General features: G+C 47.3%; 15 protein-coding genes. 3 read left to right on the forward strand and 12 right to left on the reverse strand.

Annotation, left to right across the window (positions count from 1 at the left end):
* Positions 1 to 41 precede the first annotated feature (41 nt).
* Positions 42 to 641, forward strand: a complete 600-nt coding sequence (locus GFS24_RS09550) for a tRNA-(ms[2]io[6]A)-hydroxylase (protein ID WP_153659337.1) — start codon at positions 42 to 44, stop codon at positions 639 to 641.
* Here GFS24_RS09550 and GFS24_RS09555 read toward each other — a convergent pair.
* Entirely contained in the window at positions 638 to 2866 is a 2229-nt protein-coding gene (locus GFS24_RS09555) for a patatin-like phospholipase family protein (protein WP_153659338.1), read from the reverse strand. The genes GFS24_RS09550 and GFS24_RS09555 overlap by 4 nt on opposite strands.
* 125 nt (positions 2867 to 2991) lie before the next feature.
* Between GFS24_RS09555 and GFS24_RS09560 the strand changes: the two genes are divergently transcribed.
* Positions 2992 to 4500: an MFS transporter gene (locus tag GFS24_RS09560; RefSeq protein ID WP_153659339.1), complete on the forward strand. Its 1509-nt coding sequence runs from the start codon at positions 2992 to 2994 to the stop codon at positions 4498 to 4500.
* 44 nt (positions 4501 to 4544) lie between these two features.
* Here the strand turns inward: GFS24_RS09560 and GFS24_RS09565 are convergent, their stop codons facing one another.
* From GFS24_RS09565 to GFS24_RS09615, 11 genes are all read right to left on the reverse strand, one after another.
* Positions 4545 to 5525 (reverse strand): GSCFA domain-containing protein, encoded by a 981-nt coding sequence (locus GFS24_RS09565; protein WP_153659340.1) that lies wholly within the window; start codon positions 5523 to 5525, stop codon positions 4545 to 4547.
* 619 nt (positions 5526 to 6144) lie between these two features.
* Complete coding sequence (locus tag GFS24_RS09570) at positions 6145 to 6993, reverse strand: hydroxymethylglutaryl-CoA lyase (protein ID WP_153659341.1); 849 nt, start codon at positions 6991 to 6993, stop codon at positions 6145 to 6147.
* 24 nt (positions 6994 to 7017) lie between these two features.
* Entirely contained in the window at positions 7018 to 7797 is a 780-nt protein-coding gene (rlmB, locus tag GFS24_RS09575; protein ID WP_153659342.1) for a 23S rRNA (guanosine(2251)-2'-O)-methyltransferase RlmB, read from the reverse strand.
* Between the two features lie 18 nt (positions 7798 to 7815).
* Positions 7816 to 8373 carry an NUDIX hydrolase gene (locus GFS24_RS09580; protein ID WP_153659343.1) on the reverse strand — a complete coding sequence of 186 codons (558 nt, stop codon included), beginning with the start codon at positions 8371 to 8373 and terminating at the stop codon, positions 7816 to 7818.
* Between the two features lie 23 nt (positions 8374 to 8396).
* On the reverse strand, positions 8397 to 8837 hold the full coding sequence (locus GFS24_RS09585; RefSeq protein ID WP_153659344.1) for a GNAT family N-acetyltransferase: 441 nt from the start codon (positions 8835 to 8837) through the stop codon (positions 8397 to 8399).
* Entirely contained in the window at positions 8824 to 9759 is a 936-nt protein-coding gene (locus GFS24_RS09590; protein WP_153659345.1) for a GNAT family N-acetyltransferase, read from the reverse strand. Before GFS24_RS09590 ends, GFS24_RS09585 begins: the two co-directional genes overlap by 14 nt.
* Complete coding sequence (locus GFS24_RS09595; RefSeq protein ID WP_153659346.1) at positions 9743 to 10654, reverse strand: EamA family transporter; 912 nt, start codon at positions 10652 to 10654, stop codon at positions 9743 to 9745. Before GFS24_RS09595 ends, GFS24_RS09590 begins: the two co-directional genes overlap by 17 nt.
* 79 nt (positions 10655 to 10733) lie before the next feature.
* Complete coding sequence (locus GFS24_RS09600; RefSeq protein WP_153659347.1) at positions 10734 to 12161, reverse strand: pyridoxal-dependent decarboxylase; 1428 nt, start codon at positions 12159 to 12161, stop codon at positions 10734 to 10736.
* Between the two features lie 141 nt (positions 12162 to 12302).
* Entirely contained in the window at positions 12303 to 12812 is a 510-nt protein-coding gene (locus GFS24_RS09605) for a methylated-DNA--[protein]-cysteine S-methyltransferase (RefSeq protein ID WP_153659348.1), read from the reverse strand.
* Entirely contained in the window at positions 12772 to 13659 is an 888-nt protein-coding gene (locus GFS24_RS09610) for a DNA-3-methyladenine glycosylase (RefSeq protein WP_153659349.1), read from the reverse strand. The genes GFS24_RS09605 and GFS24_RS09610 overlap by 41 nt, the downstream gene beginning before the upstream one ends.
* Positions 13656 to 14129, reverse strand: a complete 474-nt coding sequence (locus tag GFS24_RS09615) for a DinB family protein (protein ID WP_153659350.1) — start codon at positions 14127 to 14129, stop codon at positions 13656 to 13658. Before GFS24_RS09615 ends, GFS24_RS09610 begins: the two co-directional genes overlap by 4 nt.
* A 100-nt stretch (positions 14130 to 14229) precedes the next feature.
* On the opposite strand from GFS24_RS09615, the gene GFS24_RS09620 reads away from it, so the two are divergent.
* Entirely contained in the window at positions 14230 to 15648 is a 1419-nt protein-coding gene (locus GFS24_RS09620) for a PLP-dependent aminotransferase family protein (protein WP_153659351.1), read from the forward strand.
* Positions 15649 to 15655 lie beyond the last annotated feature (7 nt).

Genomic DNA, 15655 nt, shown 5'->3' on the forward strand with positions numbered 1-15655 from the left:
AATGTCAAAACTAAGTATCTTGGCGCAATATCAAACATTGTATGAGTAGTAAAGTTTCGATCCTTGGCTTAAAATTACCATCGGACCCGCGGTGGGTGGACCTGGCAGCAATCTCCCTGGAAGAAGTATTAACGGATCATGCTTTCTGCGAACAAAAAGCCGCTACCTCCTGCATCTCCCTCATTCAACGTTACCCGGATAAAGACAAACTGGTGGAAGAACTTGCTCCCATCGTTACGGAAGAATGGGGCCATTTCCGCCAGGTGCTGGCCGAAATGAAAAAACGCGGCTTCACACTCGGCAAACAACGCAAAGATGAATATGTAAATGAACTGATCTCCTTCCAGGTAAAAGGCGGCTCTCCCGATGATGTGCTGCTGGACAGGCTCCTGATCTTCGCTTTAATTGAAGCCCGCAGCTGTGAACGTTTCCGCCTCCTCAGCGAAGGCCTTGAAGATGCTTACCTCCGCGAATTCTACCGTAAGTTCATGATCTCCGAAGCAGGCCACTACCGCCTCTTCATAGACCTCGCCAATGAATACCTCCCGGAAGAAAAAGTGAAAAAACGCTGGGCGGAATGGCTGGAATTTGAAGCCGGCATGATCGGCAATCTCAAAGTGCGTGGCGACAGAATGCACTAAAAATGGAAACCCAGATTCACATAAGCTTTTAAATACTGCGCCTGATCACTGTACATAACGGTGGCCTCCATAGGCCCCAGCCTTGTGCTGTAGCCGAATGTTACGCCATACCCCGTTACATAATTATATTTCGTTTCTGAAAGACCATTAAAATCATACGCGCCGAATGATGCCTTCGGTGTAATAAAGATATTCCGCATGGCCTCGTATTGAAAACCCAGGGAAGTGGACGCCACGCTGGACGTATTCACCTCTCCATGATACAATCCCATAAAGGGGATCTGGTTACGGGTGAAATCTGTGAGACCTCCTATCAGGAAGTCATTCGTCAGCTGCTGGTTATAGTTGAAATTAAACCCGGCATAACCATTCACGATCAAACTGGACTTCTTCGAAAAAGGGAAATAATAATTCATTTTCAGCAGCACCCGCTGGTAATCAGAAAAGTTATAGCCAATACTATCTCCGTTCTGCGGCACTCCTTCCAGCGTTATCCGGATATCGGGGTTCTGGTTATAGATCATGCCCGCTTCGAAGGTGATCTCTGCGCCTCTTGTGGGGAATTGCTTCCTGTCCACCGTACTCAGACCATAATAGAAGAAGGAATTGAACTGTTTCGTGTTCCCATCCAGCTCTATATAAGGGCTCAGCCTTGGTTTGATACGGATGTATTCCCAGCGGGAACCTACCCCTATCGCCATTACCCGGTTCAGCATATACTGTAGTTTCACATCTACAGCAGCGTATTTGTTCCGGTATTCCTGGATCTTCTTAAAATTGTCGTAGAAATTGTAAGGGTTGTTCTCGTAATAAGCACCCAACCCAAAACCCCAGTTCCGCTTGCGCCCCATGTATTTGAAAAACTCTGCCCTGATCCGCGGATTCTCACTGATGGCCACGGTGACGTAGGCACGGGAGTTGGGAACGATGAAATTACGCTGGGTAAGGTTGATGATAGCGCTGGCATTAGTGAACGTATTGTAATGCAGCGCAAACTTCACGTAACTGAGCTGGTTCTCTTCCACATCTATTTCCAGCTGACTGGTACCATAACCCTGCGGCGTAAGGTGATAGGTGATCTGTTTGTAGAAACGTGTGCCATATACGTTCAGGATCGCCTCTTCAATCATCTCTGGTGTATAACAACCACCCGCCTCCAAACCCAAACGGCCACGGAAGAACCTTTCATCGGAATGTACCAGTCCTTTTATCTTAATACCGGAAACCTCCACATCCGGCACATGCGGCAGGCGGTTGGCCACCCATTCCTCTTTTCCATAAATAGCATCAAGAGAATCAACCATGTGTTTAAAAACCGGGTACATCTCTCTTCCCATGCGCTTTCCTTCTTCCATAATGGAATCCACACTATTGAAACTGGCAGCGGAATAATTTTTCAGTTCATGATGAATATAAATATCCGCCAGTTTACGGGCCTTCACAAAATCATCCGCATCCTTGTAGAAACCCAGCTGATATAGTACATCAAATGGCGTCTGCAGTTCATCTACCGGCCGCAGGCCACTGCTCACGTTGGAACCGATAATAAAATCAGCACCCATCTCTTTAGCCGTAACAGAAGGGAAATTACGTACTACCCCTCCATCCACCAATTTCTTGTCCCCGATCTTTACAGCCGTGAACACGGAAGGAATGGCCATACTGGCACGCATACACGTAACCAGCTCCCCATGATCCAGGGTTACGATCTCCCCGGTAGCCACATCGGTAGCAATACATTTAAATGGTATACTGAGTTTGGAAAAGTCTTTGATATCCCGCGCCGGCCAGCTCAGCTTTGCCAGCTGCAGCCACAGGCGCTCCCCGGAGATCACGCCGGAATTGAGTTTGGGCTTGCCGTACTCAAAAGGGATCTCCAGCATATAACGGTTGTATTCCGCCCTTTCTTCAAAACTGATATCGTTCAGTACGGGCTGGTTGGAGAAAAGTGTGCCCCAATCCAGTTTCCGGGCCATGATCTCAATCGTATCCCCGGAATAACCCATGGCGTACAGCGCGCCCACAATGCTGCCCATACTGGTACCGGTTACATAACTGATCTTTAACCCGGCACTGTCCAGCGCCTGCAAAATGCCGATGTGCGCCAAACCTTTGGCACCACCACCGCTCAAAGTGAGGCCAATACCCGGCCTGTGGCCCGGCGCCTGTTGCGCCGCCAGCAAATAAGGCAGGAAAACAAATATTATTAAGAGAGATCGAAGCATGCGGTCAACCGTCCTTGAATGGGAATAAAGGTAAAGGTTTTAACAATCCGAAAAACAACCTGTAAGGAAAGTGATTTTATTTATTAAAGTATTTCTCTATCTTTTCGGGATAACAATTTCACTTTATGAGTTTACCGAATCAAAAGCAGAATATCTGGCAAGTGATATTCGCATCGTCTGCAGGCACCCTGATTGAGTGGTACGACTTCTACATCTTTGGTAGTCTTTCCCTGATCTTATCTGAAAAATTCTTCCCTGACACTAATCCAACCCTCTCTTATGTAGCCACACTGGCCACTTTTGCAGTAGGTTTCATTGTACGTCCTTTTGGTGCTATCGTATTCGGAAGACTCGGTGATATGGTGGGCAGGAAATATACTTTCCTCCTAACCCTGTTGATCATGGGGGGCTCAACTTTTGCTATCGGGTTAATTCCCGGGTACGCTACCATTGGCATACTCGCGCCCATATTGGTTTTGATCCTACGCCTTGCGCAAGGTTTGGCCCTTGGTGGTGAATATGGTGGTGCGGCTACTTATGTGGCAGAACACTCTCCCGCCGGCCGCAGGGGCTATTATACCAGCTTCATTCAAACTACGGCTACCCTTGGGCTCTTCGTATCCCTGGGTGTGATCCTCGCCACCCGCACATTGATGAATGCAGAAAGCTTTAATGAATGGGGATGGCGGATACCATTCTGGTTAAGTATTGTACTGGTGATGATGAGTTATTACATCCGCATCAAACTGAAGGAATCTCCCGAGTTTGTACAGCTGAAAGCAGAAGGTAAAACTTCTAAGAACCCTATTAAAGAAAGCTTTGGTAATAAAGAGAACCTGAAACTGGTGTTGCTCGCACTCTTTGGGGCTGCCATGGGGCAAGGGGTAGTATGGTATACCGGTCAGTTCTATGCTTTATCCTTTTTGCAGAATACCATGCATGTGGAGTTTGTACAATCCAATATCATTATTGCTGTTGCGCTCCTCTTCGCCACACCTTTCTTCATTTACTTCGGGCACCTGTCTGATAAAATAGGCAGAAAGAAAGTAATGATGACGGGGATGCTGATTGCTGCACTCTCCTATTATCCTATTTATAAAGCCATGGATAGTACGGTAGATCTTACTACAAAAGAAGAAGTGACCAGCATGTACCGCGTGGAAAGCAGCCTCACACCTGCGGACGGCGGGAAGTTCAATGAGAAATCTGCCAAGATACATACGTATACGGACAGCACTATCGTGAAAGAGGTGACTACTACGGCTGCAAGCGGGAAAGTAGATGTGAAGAAAGAAGTAACTGTTGGAGCGAAAAATCAGCTCTGGCTCACCTTCCTGATCTTCATCCAGGTGATGTTCGTAACCATGGTATATGGGCCAATTGCGGCTTTCCTTGTGGAATTATTCCCTGCGCGGATCCGTTATACTTCTATGTCCCTGCCTTATCATATCGGGAATGGTGTGTTTGGGGGATTGTTACCTGCTATCTCTACCTTGCTGGTAACGAAGTACAACAACCACCTGGCTGGATTGATCTATCCTATCTCTATAGCAGTGATCTGCCTGGTAATAGGGTTGATCTTCATTAAAGAAAAGAAAACAAAAGATGGTTTTGCGGAAGTAGCAGACATCTAAATATACTTGTAGCTGGTGTGCTCTTATAATGAGCACGCCAGCTATTATTTCCCTCCTTCAAAATACCCCAGTTCCTCTCCCATTTCTATATACGGATGTGCTTCTATCAAAGCTTTCGTTTTCTTCACATATGCCTGTAAGAACTGCTGATGTTGCGGTGTTTGTGGGTTGAAAGGGCGATGCTGCCTGGCTCTTAATATCTCTGTTACCTGCTGGAGTGTTTTTTGTGTTTCTGTGCTGATGCAGTTCGTTGCAAAATGATCCCATACGTAGCTGATGGCCAGGTCATTGGGGTGTACGAGGTCTTCTTTATAGAAACGATAATCGCGCAGGTCATCTATTACCAGTTCATATGCGGGGAAATAGAATAAACGGTTGAATTTATTTACGAGGTGATGTACGGCTTGTAATAGAATAGCTTTACTAAGGTTGTTCTCTACTACCCCATCGCGTACATATCTTACGGGGCTTACGGTGAAGAGGATGTTTACTTTCCTGTTCTGGAAGAACAACCGGTGCATCATGTTGTCTAATGCCGCGATGATCTCATTGGCGGTTAATAACCTTTTGTAGAAAGCTTGTTCAGGTACTTTGTGGCAATTGGCTACTATCTGGTTAGTTTCCTTCAGTACATACACATACGCAGAGCCTAAGGTGATCACCAGCCAGTCTGCTTCTTTTAAACGTTTACTGGCAGCGGTTTGTGAATCATTGATGGCTGCGAGTACGGTTTCTTTGATATCTCCTGAGAAGCGGGAATGATGGTCCCAGCTGTGCCAGAGGTCTTCGTGCTGGAATACATCGGTTTCGGTGTATTTCTTTTCATCCATATAGCTTTGCATGCTTTGTGCAATGCTGAGGGGGTTGAAAAGGATACCGTTGGGGTTGATGTTTACGTTAAACTTGTTTTGTTGTAAACGTGCGCCGATCTCTTCTGCGAAGCAGGAGCCTGATAGCAGGAGTTTGTCTGTATATTGGATCGGCGGCTCTAGCGGAGCCACCGGGAATGTTAGGCGGAAGTTCATTTTGTAAAAGTATCGAATTCCTAAATGCTAGAAATCGAGGGGGAGGATTATTTTATATATCAATACCAAGACCGGAGGTCTTTATTTTTATATCAAAGCCGGGCCGGGATGTTGATTCTATTTTTCAAAACGAAGAATCGAAGGTCTTTTTATATCAATACTAAGACCGGAGGTCTCTATTTTCATATCAATGCCGGACCGGGATGTTGATTCTATTTTTCAAAACGAAGAATCGAAGGTCTTTTCATATCAATACTAAGACCGGAGGTCTATTTTCATATCAATGCCGGAACCGGGATGTTGATTCTATTTTTCAAAACGAAGAACCGAAGGTTCTTTTATATATCAATGCCAAGACCGGAAGTCTTTTTCATCAACGCCGGAACTGGGATGTTGATTCTATTTTTCAAAATAAAGAACCGAAGGTTCTTTTATATATCAATGCCAAGACCGGAGGTCTTTTTTCATCAATGCCGGAACCGGGATGTTGATTCTATTTTTCAAAACGAAGAACCGAAGGTTCTTTTATATATCAATATAAGACCGGAGGCCTTAATTTTCATATCAATGCCGGAACCGGATTGCAGATTTCAATGCTAAAATACGGCTATTAGCCGTATCAATGGCGGAAGACCTGATCTGCTAATGCACCCACCTCAAACAGCTTCTCCATACTAAAGGGTAAAGGAATACCTCTCTTAATACAAAACGCGGCCATATTCTCCGTAGCAATATTCCCTACCAGATCATCCTGTGCCATAGGGCATCCTCCTATTCCGCGGAGGGCGGAATCAAAGCGGCGGCAGCCGTTATCGTAAGCGGCGGCTATTTTTTCTTCCCAGGCGGTGGGCGTGGAATGAAAATGTGCGCCGAATTCAATCTCCGGGTATGCCGGGATGAGATGAGAGAATAGTTTGGAGATGCTTTCCGGTTTGGCTACGCCTACTGTATCTGCCAGGGAAATGATCGGGATGTTCAGTTCGGCGAAGGCGTTTGCCCAGTGTAATACTATATCTGTATCATATGGATCACCATATGGATTACCGAAACCCATGGAGATATAGATCACCAGTTGCTTGCTGTTCTTTACGCAAAGCTCCTGCATGGTCTGCACTTCTTCCATGGATTCTGCAATGGTTTTATTTGTGTTGCGGAGCTGGAAGGTTTCAGAAATAGAAAAAGGGAAACCGAGGAAGTTGACGGCTTCATGAGAAACGGCATCTTCTGCTCCCCGCACATTGGCTACGATGGCCAGCAATTTGGTTTTGGGCGAAGGGTGAATGCCCTTCAGCACAGCCGCCGTATCTGCCATCTGCGGAATGGCTTTGGCAGACACGAAGCTGCCGAAGTCCAGGGTATCAAACCCCACTTCCAGCAAGCTGTTCAGGTAACTGATCTTTTCTTCTGTTGGTATCTGCTGCGGCCACCCTTGCATGGCGTCCCGCGGACATTCAATGAACTTGATCATATCCGTTGCTATTTTATCGGCAATTTAACCCTTTACGGCCATCCGTTGACGCATAGCTTCAAACAGGATAATACCCGCCGCTACCGATACGTTGAACGACTCAAAGTTGTTCTGCATGGGAATAAAGAACTGCTCATCCGATGCCTTGAGCAAGGCAGGATACACCCCTTTATCCTCAGACCCCATGATCACTGCTATCGGCTCCTGCCATGGCAGATCAAATAAGGCTGTTTTGGATTCCATTTCACTGGCCAGGATCTTGATCCCGTTCAGGTGGAGGGTATCTATGGCTTTGAGCAAACTATCCACGCGGCAAACAGAGATCCTTTCCAGCGCCCCTGCGGAAGCTTTGAGGGCTTCTTCATTCAGCGCTGCGATCCCTCTGTCCGGGATAATGATGCCATGTGCCCCGCAACAAACGGCGCTACGGGCAATGGCGCCTATATTACGCACGTCCGTGATCCCGTCCAGGATCAGGAAAAGCGGGGTTTCGCCACTTTCTATTACATGGGAAATTACGTCCTGCAGGTCCAGGTAGGCTACTTTGGCGGTAACCGCTACAACTCCCTGGTGGTTGGCCTGCGTTAAACCATTCAGTTTCTCCACCGGTACGGTGTTGATGGGAACTTTCAGTTCTGCGGCCATTTGGCGGATCTGGGGAATGATATCCCCGGTTGCGCTTTTCAGTAAAAATATACGTTCAATGGGCTTCCCGGCCTTCATGGCTTCCAGCAATGGCTGACGGCCTACTATCAGTGAAGATTGTTTCGGCTTGGGAGGCGATGGTTTAAATCGATTGTTCATCGCGGCAAAGATAAAGCATCAAAGCTCACCTTCCAGCATCATGAGCTTAATCTTTTGGATAGCAGCAATAGAAAGGGAGTCTGTTATCTCATGATTTTTCACCATTTGATAGGCCTTTTCAAAGTGCAGCTTCTGTACCAGCAACTGTTCCGTCTCCTCCGGCTGCGCCTCGAACTGCTCCAGCCCCTGGGCCAGGTATACGATCCCAAACTCGTCACTAACGGAATTGGATAAATGCATCTGGATGATCAGGGACCAGTCCTGAGCCACCAACCCGGTTTCTTCCAGTAACTCCCTTTTGGCGGTTGCCAAAGGATCTGTACCCAGCGGACTGCCGCCTTCGGGTATTTCCCAGCTGAAAGCCTCCAGTGGAAAACGGTACTGCCCTACCAGGTAAAGCTGCTGATCTGAGTCCAGCGCCACTATCCCGATGGCTAAGTTCTTGAAATGTACTACCCCGTAAATGCCTTTTCCGCCGGAAGGATTGAGTACCTGGTGCTCGGTAACGCGGATCCATTTGTTCTCATAGGGGACTACCGACTCTAGTATCTCCCAGGGATTCTGTTGGATATTCATGGCACAAATATACCGTCCAGACTTTAAATGGAAAGATAATAGTAGTAGAATTCATCATCCCGCTTAAAACCGGTATCCTCATATAAAGCCTGTGCAGTGATATTATCTGTATGCGTTTGCAGCATGATGTAACGGGCATTGGTGAGTTCGCCCAGCGCCCTGGAAGCAGCGATCAGTCCACGGGCGGCGCCTATCCTGCGGTGTGCGGGATCTACAAAGAGGTCGTTCAGGATCCAGGCCTTCTTCATACCAATGGAAGAGAAAACAGGATATAATTGCGTGAACCCGATCACTTCATCCTTATACAACGCCACAAATATTTCACTTTCGCCCTTTTCCAAACGTTCCGTGATGTAAGCCTTTGCGCCTTGCAGATCCGGTGCCTGTTCATAATATTGGCGGTATGTATCGAATAGTTCCGCTAAACGGGGCAGGTGCGCGGCGGTTGCTTTAGTAATTTGCATGTACGGGAAATATTTGGTTCAAATGATGGTTGAGGTGACGAAGATAATCTTCCGCAATGTATTGTAAGGATACGGGGGCATTAGGCCCTATCACACAGATATGTTTCAAAGCCCTGGCCGGGATCAGCGGCAGGATGCGCATGATGTGCAGGTTCTGTATACGCCAGATGTTGATGATCTCCTGCCAGGTCATGCGCTGATAACCTCTTACTTCTACCCAGAAGTTCTGGTTATAAGCGGGCAGTTCCACATATTCCGCGTGCTGCGCTCTTACGAAACGCGTGTAATTATTCACGGCAGAATCTATGAGGTGCCCCAGTATCTCCTTTTTACTCCATTTGGAAGGCAGCTTTTTAGCACTGGCCTCCTCTTCTGTAAAGCGCAATAGTTTCTCTGTTGTTTCTTCCACCACCTTCCACAATTCTTTACTCAGGTCTGCCAATGGTGGTTGCACCAACGCTATTTCCATTTTGATATTACATCTTTCATAACCGCCTTTTTCCAACGCCACTTCTTCAAATCCCAACTTGCGGTACATATTGATAGCAGCTGCCTGTTTGGTATTGGAGTACAGTACCATGCGACTGAAACCTGCTTCTGCAGCACGTAACAATAAGGTACAGCCCAGCAGCCAGCCCAGCTTGCGGCCCTGGAAACTTTCATCCACAGCCATCTTCGTCATCTCTACGGTGTCTTTATCCCGCTGCTTGTAAGCTACGGTGCCTGCTATCTGGTCATCTACTGCCACAAAGATGATATCCCCTCCATGGCCAATGATGTGTTCCTGCGGGTTGCCCAATACAGCAATGTCTACGGGTTCTAATGTGTAATCTTTTTTGATCCAGGCACTGTTCAGCTGCTCAAAATCCTTTTGGTAGTCGGGATGCCAGGATAAGATGCGGATGTCATTTGCTTCGTTCATAACTTTTGTTCTTGTTAAAGGCATTGTTTACGAGATATACACCTAACAACGTCACGAGGCAGGATGCCCCTATCATCCAGTTGAGCTTCTCGCTCAGGATGAGCCAACCCAGTACCACCGCCACAATGGGGTTCACGTACGCATAAATGGAAACAAGCGAGGGCGGCAGATTGTTAAGCGCAAAAACGTAAGCGGAATAACCCAGTAAAGATCCTATAAAAATGAGGTATAACAAACTGCCCCATAATTCACCGGTGAAACTGGAAGCATACAGGTGCTGCCCTGTTACCACAGCTATCAGCAACATCACCAGCCCGCTGAACAACATCTGGAATCCTGCACCATACAGGTAGTTCACACCCAGCGCCCATTTGGCGGTGAGTACGGAGCCCAGGGCCCAGAACACACAGGCCACTACAATGAGGATGACGCCCAAACGGTATTCCGGGTTCATCAGTTCTTTCAGATGATCATAAAAGATACCGCCAATACCTATCATCCCTATTGCCATGCCTATGACCATTTGTATGGAGATCTTTGTTTTCTGCACCAGGAAATAACTGAACACGGTGATCCAGATAGGTACGGTGGCGGCTATGATAGCGCCCATACCACTGGGTATGTATTGCATGGCCCAGGTCATCAACCCGTTGCTGCCACACAACATCAGCACACCTATCACAAAGAGCCGGGAGAGAATGGGCAGCTCGGGTAATTTATATCCTCTTAACATAAAGAAACTTACCAGTATAACACCTGCAGCTGTTTGGCGCAAACCTGCCAGCATAATGCCATGCATGTGCTGCACCCCGATGCGTGATGCCAGATAAGTGGTTCCCCAGAAAAAACTAACTATGATCAACGCCAGGTAGGCGCTTGTATTTGACTTTTTCATTGCGGTAGTTCAATAACGGTTAATGATAAACTGCAACGGGTAGATACCCATTGCCACTTACTAATATCAACCTCTAAAATCAATTATTATCTGCGATGGCAGATAATTGAGAAATTTCAGCAGCTACAGTTTCCAGTTCTGTGATCACTTTGTCGATATCCTGGTCCGTGGTGCGCCAGTTAACGAGGGCCGCGCGGATGGCGGGAGTTCCCTTGTAATTGGTGGGCGTAACGTACACCACGCCCCGCTTGACAAGCTTCTGCAGAAAGCCGTTCACATGTTCCTGTAACATTCGCTGTGGATGGTTCAGTGTAAAGCAGACCACACATAACCGCACAGGTGCCAGCAAGTGAAAGCGCTCACTCTTCGCGAGGCGCTCTCCTAGTTGCTGGGCGAGGCGGATATTGGTTTCTACCATATCTCTGTAACCTTCGGCCCCATATGCTTTTAAAGAGAACCACGCTGGAAGCGAGCGCAACCGTCGTGAGTTCTCCGGGGCATAATTAATGTAATTAAAATTCGCTTCCGGGTCGCCAAGGTAGGCGGCGCCTGCATTCTGGAACACGGATAACTGCAACAATGGATGTCGTGTAAATATCATGGCGGAATCATACGGAACGTTCAGCCACTTGTGGGCGTCTATCGTAATACTGTCCGCTCCTTCCCATCCGTTCAATAAGTGTTTGTAACGGGGGCTTACGGCAGCGAAGCCACCAAAAGCTGCGTCTATATGTAACCAGAAATTATGTTCTTTCTTTAAGGCGACGATAGCGGCAATATCATCGAAGTCTACTGTGTTCACGGTGCCTGCATTGGCTACGAAAATGAAAGGTTTCCCGGGATTTGCTGCGATCCATGCTTTCAATGCATCTACATCTACTGCTTCCCGCTCTGCCAATACCGGCAGTTTCACTAATGCATTACGGCCAAGACCCAGCATGCTAAGCGCTTTGGCAATACTCGAATGTGGTGTGCCACTCAGGATGGTCACCTCTTTTAAGGCAGCTACACCTTCTTCTCCCACATCCACTCCCTGCTGTATCCCCAGCCATTGCCGTGCGGTGGCCAGTCCTGTAAAATTGCTCATCGTTGCGCCGCTCACAAAACAACCCAGGAAACCTTCCGGTATATTGAACAACTGTTTTAACAAAGCAATGGTTTCTGTTTCAATATTGTAAGAGACAGCAGATCTGTCTCCGGGGTTCATATCAAAGGTACTTGCCAGCCAATCTCCTGCCAGCGCTGCGGGTGTAACACCGCCTGTTACAAAGCCAAAATAACGCGGCCCTGCATTACCGGTCAGATGATCTCCATACTTATTATCAAATAACTCCAATGCAGCTGCAGCACCGATCCCTTTCTCCGGCAGTAAAGAAGCCGGAAATTCAGGAAGGGTAACACTTACAGGCAGTTCATTGATCTGCTGCATAAAATCCGCGGCATACCCTGCTGTTTGCTCTAAGAGTTCATTGATCTGTACGAGGTCCTGGCGGAAAGTTGCATTCATGTCAGTTAGGTTTGGAGGTCTGTGATTGACGCAACAAAATTCCAACTTTTCCACTAAATAAAACAGATTCAGTTTTGGGTATTTTGACCAGATCAGATGGGTTGATCAAGAATAATGATCAGTGACGAATGCGTTTCGTCATCAGAATAATAAGCCGCCGCGTTCATGGTCCAGCAACCACTGTTTCCTCCATAATCCGCCAGCATAGCCGGTTAACGTACCACCGCTGCCTATTACACGATGACAAGGCACTACAATGGCCAAATTATTTTTACCATTAGTAGTTCCAACTGCTCTGATACTTTTTACATTACCTACTCTTTTAGCGAGCGCCAGGTAAGTGATGGTATGGCCATAAGGGATGGTAGTCAAGTAATGCCATACGGTTTGCTGAAACTCTGTGCCCGGCTGCTTTACAGGCAGGTCAAATACTTCTCTTTCTTTCCGGAAATATTCTTCTAACTGCTGTACGCAGGTATGTAATAATGCGGGTGCATTACTTGTTGCAACATCTTTCTTTTCTCCATCGGTAAATGAAACGGCGCTGATATATTCCGCGGTTCCGCGTATAACCAGCAGGCCAACCGGAGAATCCATGTAGATCAGGCTCTCATCCTTTGTAGAGGGATCGCCAGCAGTAGAAGGTTGCATATGCAGCATGATTTTTCCAGTGACTTGTTAATGCTTTTACTTCCTGCAAAGCGGGCTTCGCAGGTAATGCTAATTGATTACGCAATACATTGTGCAATGCGGCATCTTCTAATGGTAATGCCTGCGGATGCTGTGCAAATTTCATCAGCACATAATTGGCACTCCAGTTGCCAATGCCCTTGATAGCCACGAGTGTTTCCCGGGCTTCCTCATAGGGCATCTGCTTTAATATTTCTTCTGTTAACGCTCCTGCAGCCATGAGCTTTGCCACACGGATAATACCTTCTGCTTTTGTGCGGGAGAATTGCATCACGGTAAGATCTTCCGGTTGCAGGCTGGCAATTACAGCAGGATGCGGATATAAGTAATAAGATATTCCCTCCTCTTCCAGCACATAACCAAAAGCCTGTACCAGCCGTTGCTTGAGTGTGTATGCAAAAGAGAGGTTGATCTGCTGCCCGGTGATGGTCCAGGTGATGGCTTCGAAAAGATCAGGGATACCAATGAGGCGCAGGCCTTTGAATGATTTAGTTAACGGTCCTAACAGATTGTCTTTTGCGGCAAAGGCATAAAAGTCGTCCATCCTGCCATCGAGATGCATCCATTTGTTCAGGAAATCGCGGATGTAGGTCTCATTTGATCCTCCTTGTAATACTTCTGCTATTAATGATTGCTGTTCAACATCCTCATTAATCTTTATCAACACGGGGCTGCCTTCGGGCGCCAGTAGTTTATACAAACTACCTTCCCTTACCTGGTGCAAACATTCACGTGGAGAACGGTTTAAGAACAACAGGCATTCAGCAAAACTGAAATGCTGATAATCTGCTATGGGAATAACGATCATTTACCGGGTGTATGGATCAACTGAAGAATCGTGAATAAGTGATGCGCTTCATGCAAAAGGAACATTTCCAGCCATTGTGGAATATTGAATAAGCCATACTTCATGTGTTTGCCGGTGCGCCCCAGATCTCCCGGATCAATGTTATCCACAAAATCGATCAGGTCCATCCGTTGTTTACGGTAAATAGCCAGCAGTTCTGCATTGGGTAGTTTACAGTAAGACAGGAACAGCGGATCCGTATCTCCTGCATATGGTGGAAAAACAGGTTCGTCTTCATTCAATATCTTCAGCAAACGCGCTTTGAACACCGGCTGAAAAGCTACGAGATGCGCTGCATTCTCCAGGGCCGTCCACTTACCTTCCCTCACCCTGTCTTCCAGCACATCCTGTGCAACTTCTCCCGTAATATCCTCCAGTGCTAAATGTTGTGTGCGTAAACGTGTATCAGTGGCAATTGGAATCTGTAGCATGGTGCGAATTGGTTATTCCGAAGGTTGAAATTATACAATTAATCAGAATAAACAGATTCCATTTCCGTAATTTTGGCCATATCAGTACAAATCTCTTATCATGGAACATTTATATCTCCAGGTAGCTGACCGTATTCAGACGATGATAGAAAAGGACGTGATCAGGATAGGTGATAAACTCCCTTCCGTAAGGTCCCTGAGCAAAGAACAAGGCATCAGCATGAGCACGGTGTTCCAGGCATATTATCACCTCGAAAGCAAAGGATTCATAGAACCCAGGCCCAAATCCGGCTACTATGTAAAGTTCTCTCCGCGCCGTTTGCCGGAAATGCCCAAGATCTGCCGTCCGGTTAAAAAAGCAACGGAAGTAAATGTAAGTGATATGATCACGGAGGTGTTCTACCATCTCTCCCCGGATGATATCCTACGCTTTTCCCTGGCCGCCCCGCCGGAAGAATTACTCCCTGCTGCCAAACTCAGCAAATCCCTCATCCAGGCGATGCGTGATCTGCCCGCCGGTGGTGTGAACTATGAGAACCTGCAGGGAAATGTAAATCTGAGGCGGCAAATAGCCCGTATGAGCCTCCATTGGAACGGCAATATCACCGAAGATGATATTGTGACCACAACGGGCTGTATGGACGCCTTAACGCTCTGCCTGTCTGCCACCACTCAGCCGGGTGACGTCATTGCCCTTGAAAGCCCCGCTTACTGCGGTACCTTTCAGCTGGCGGAAAGCCTGGGCCTGAAAGTACTGGAAATACCCACCAATCCCGTTTGGGGAGTAGACCTCGAATACCTGGATAAAGCGATCCCTAAGTTCAAGATCAAAGCCTGTGTATTTGTGACCAACTTCAACAATCCCTTAGGAGCAGTGATGCCGGATAAGAACAAACGGGAACTGGTGAAGCTCATGAACAAATACGATATCCCGCTGATAGAAGACGATATCTATGCCGATCTCTATTTCGGTAAGATCAGGCCCAGCAGCTGCAAACAATACGACCGCAACGGCAACGTACTGCACTGCAACTCCTTCTCCAAATCCCTCGCACCGGGCTACCGCGTTGGCTGGACGATGCCGGGTAAGTACAAGGAAAAAGTATTACGCCTCAAGCTCAATCACTCTGTATCCAGCGCCACACTGCCACAGGCAGCTATTGCACACTTCCTGGAAAACGGCCGGTATGAGCACCACCTGCGCAACCTCCGCAAGCAACTACATACACAATGCCTGCGTTATCAGCAGGCCATTGCAGATTACTTCCCGGAAGATACTTGTGTTACCCGCCCGCAGGGTGGTTATGTGTTATGGCTGGAATTAAACCAGGCCATCAATACATTTGAGATGTATGAACTGGCCATGAAACGTAAGGTGAGTTTTGCTCCCGGCAGGATCTTCTCCCTGCAGGACCGCTACAATAACTGCCTGCGCATCAGCCACGCCAAACCCTGGAGCAAACAGGTGGACGATGGTTTGAAGACGATCGGAAAACTCGCGCACCAGATGATGATGTAAAAAAGAA

This window comes from Chitinophaga sp. SYP-B3965, assembly GCF_009647655.1.
Taxonomy (GTDB): Bacteria; Bacteroidota; Bacteroidia; order Chitinophagales; family Chitinophagaceae; genus Chitinophaga.